The 2,357-nt window shown below is 68.6% G+C and carries 4 protein-coding genes; 2 read left to right on the top strand and 2 right to left on the bottom strand.

Annotated elements, in window-relative coordinates; genetic code table 11:
* Positions 1-48: 48 nt before the first annotated feature.
* A complete protein-coding gene (locus tag AX685_RS21140; protein WP_082740988.1) occupies positions 49-207 on the bottom strand; it encodes a YdcH family protein in 159 nt (52 codons plus the stop codon).
* A 215-nt stretch (positions 208-422) separates the two neighbouring features.
* On the opposite strand from AX685_RS21140, the gene AX685_RS14440 reads away from it, so the two are divergent.
* Both AX685_RS14440 and AX685_RS14435 read left to right on the top strand, forming a co-directional pair.
* The gene (locus AX685_RS14440) at positions 423-641 is read left to right on the top strand and encodes a YdcH family protein (protein WP_231738897.1); all 219 of its coding nucleotides are present in this window, start codon (positions 423-425) and stop codon (positions 639-641) included.
* A gap of 82 nt (positions 642-723) precedes the next feature.
* The gene (locus AX685_RS14435; RefSeq protein WP_066489911.1) at positions 724-1,185 is read left to right on the top strand and encodes a DUF1465 family protein; all 462 of its coding nucleotides are present in this window, start codon (positions 724-726) and stop codon (positions 1,183-1,185) included.
* Positions 1,186-1,297: 112 nt separating this feature from the next.
* On the opposite strand, the gene AX685_RS14430 is transcribed toward AX685_RS14435, so the two are convergent.
* Entirely contained in the window at positions 1,298-2,266 is a 969-nt protein-coding gene (locus AX685_RS14430) for an NAD(P)H-dependent flavin oxidoreductase (RefSeq protein WP_066489908.1), read from the bottom strand.
* Positions 2,267-2,357: the final 91 nt, after the last annotated feature.

Raw genomic sequence — 2,357 nt, 5'->3', positions numbered from 1 at the left:
GAGAAAAGGCCCGGCGGTTCGCCCGCCGGACCCGTGGCATCGCCCGCGTCAATGCGCGGAGGCGATCTCCTCCTTGAGCCTCAGTTTCTGCTTCTTCAGCTCCGCGATCGCCACCGTATCGGGCATGGGGCGCTGCGACTCGGCGACGATCCGCTGGTCGAGCGACGCATGCTTGGCCTCAAGGGCCGTGATGTGCGCGGTCTGCATGGCAGTTACCTCCTTCGTGGTTGAACCAAGGGTCGATCAGTGAACCACGAACGCGGCGGATTGTCGCGTGTCATTTCCTTGCCCGCGACGGCCCGCGCCGATGCTGCGACGAGCCACCATGGTTGCGCCGCGCGTAAAAGGGATGGCAGCGGCCACGGCCGTTGCGCTAAGGGCGGAGCCGCTGCCCGCACCACGAGCGTGCAGGGCACTGGGGGGTGGCTGCGGTGGACGTGATCGAGGGCGGGACGGACATTCTGGCGCGGCTCAACCTGCTGCGGCTGGAGCATCGCGACCTCGACTCGGCGATCGTCGCGCTGGGCGCGTCGGGCGCCCCCGACCAGTTGCAGCTGATGCGGCTGAAGAAGCGCAAGCTGAAGCTGCGCGACGAGATCCAGCAGATCGAGGATCAGCTGATTCCCGATATCATCGCGTGACCGTCACGCCGTGGCACGCATTCGCGGTTAACGCGCGCGGGCGGCTCTGGCAGCGGCGCGCGGCGCGTGGCAGAGCGGGCGAATGGCCGACCTGCTGACCGATCCCCGCCTTCATATCCGCCTGATCGACGCCTTCTACGTGGAGGCGATGGTGCTGGCCGACGAGGCGCGCAGCTACTTCGACGAAGGCGGCCGTGCGGAGCGCGAGGCGCTGTCGCCGATGGACCGGGTGGCGTTCAGTTGCGAATCGCTGAAGGTGACGACGCGGCTGATGCATGTCATCGCCTGGCTGCTGACGCAGCGTGCGGTGATCGCGGGCGAACTGACCCCCGCGCAGGCGCAGGACAGCGCGCGGCGGCTCGGCACCGCACCGGTCAGCGAGGAGGCGATCGTCGCGACCCTGCCCGAACAGGCGCGCGCGATGGTGGCCGGCAGCATCGACCTGCACCGCCGCGTCGAGCGACTGGACGCCGCGCAGGTGGCGGACGAGCCGATGGAAAGCCCCGCGCGATCGATGCTGGACCGGCTGGCGACCTCGTTCTGACGGCATGCCGTTCGCCCCTGGGGCGGGGGTGGTCGCTCTTTCGGGAGGCCCCAGCCTTCGATGGGGCGAGGGGGGCGGTCGGCGACCGGACGACGTTCGCCCGACCGTGTGGTCAGGCGGCGCCGATGCGGGTGCGGGCGGCGCGGTATTGCGCTTCCATGCGGTCGACGCGCGTGGCGACGGTTTCGATCGCCTCCACCGCGCCGATGCCCTGGCCCGATCCCCAGATGTCGCGCCACGCCTTCGCCTTCGTCCCGCCATTGTCGCCGGTGCCGAAGTCCATCGTCTTGTAATCGCCCTTGGGCAGATCGTCCGGGTCCAGCCCCGCCGCGACGATCGAGCCGCGCAGGTAATTGCCGTGCACCCCGGTGAACAGGTCGGAATAGACGATGTCGGCGGCGCGCCCGTCGACGATCCCCTGCTTGTAGCGGGCATCGGCATTGGCTTCCTCGGTTGCGATGAAGGCGCTGCCGATATAGGCGAAATCGGCGCCCATCGCCTGCGCCGCCAGCACGGCATCGCCGGTCGCGATCGACCCGGACAGCGCCAGCGGGCCGTCGAACCACTGGCGGATTTCCTGGATCAGCGCGAACGGCGACAGCCGCCCCGCATGGCCGCCCGCACCCGCGGCGACCGCGATCAGCCCGTCGGCGCCCTTTTCGATCGCCTTGCGCGCGAACCGGTCGTCGATGATGTCGTGCAGGACGATCCCGCCCCATGCGTGCGCCGCGCGGTTCACCTCCTCCCGCGCGCCCAGCGACGTGATGGTGATCGGCACCTGCCATTTGGCGCAGGTGGCCAGGTCCTGTTCCAGCCGGTCGTTCGACTTATGAACGATCTGGTTCACCGCGAAGGGCGCGGCCGGGCGATCGGGATGCGCACGGTTGTGCGCGGCCAGTTCCTCCGTGATCCGGTGCAGCCATTCGTCGAGCAGCGTCTGCGGCCGCGCGTTGAGCGCGGGGAAAGAGCCGACGATCCCCGCCTTGCACTGCGCGATCACCAGTTCGGGGCCGGAGATGATGAACAGCGGCGAGCCGATGACCGGCAGGCGCAGGCGGGAGAGGATCGGAGGAATCGACATAACGCGGGTTATGTGGAACGCGCCGCGACGTTGCAATGTAACCGCTAAGTAGAAATGACACCGCTCCGCTAGATAGAAAAGGCACACAGTG

This window comes from Sphingomonas sp. CCH9-F2 (genome assembly GCF_001556735.1).
Classification (GTDB): domain Bacteria; phylum Pseudomonadota; class Alphaproteobacteria; order Sphingomonadales; family Sphingomonadaceae; genus Sphingomonas; species Sphingomonas ginsenosidimutans.
Note: the sequence above shows the minus strand (reverse complement) of the source record. Positions and strands in the feature narration are given on the sequence as shown.

Excerpts from the sequence above, each read along its gene's own strand:
- AX685_RS21140 (WP_082740988.1), bottom strand. The coding sequence starts at position 207 with ATGCAGACCGCGCACATCACGGCCCTTGAGGCCAAGCATGCGTCGCTC.
- AX685_RS14430 (WP_066489908.1), bottom strand. The coding sequence starts at position 2,266 with ATGTCGATTCCTCCGATCCTCTCCCGCCTGCGCCTGCCGGTCATCGGC.
- AX685_RS14435 (WP_066489911.1), top strand. The coding sequence starts at position 724 with ATGGCCGACCTGCTGACCGATCCCCGCCTTCATATCCGCCTGATCGAC.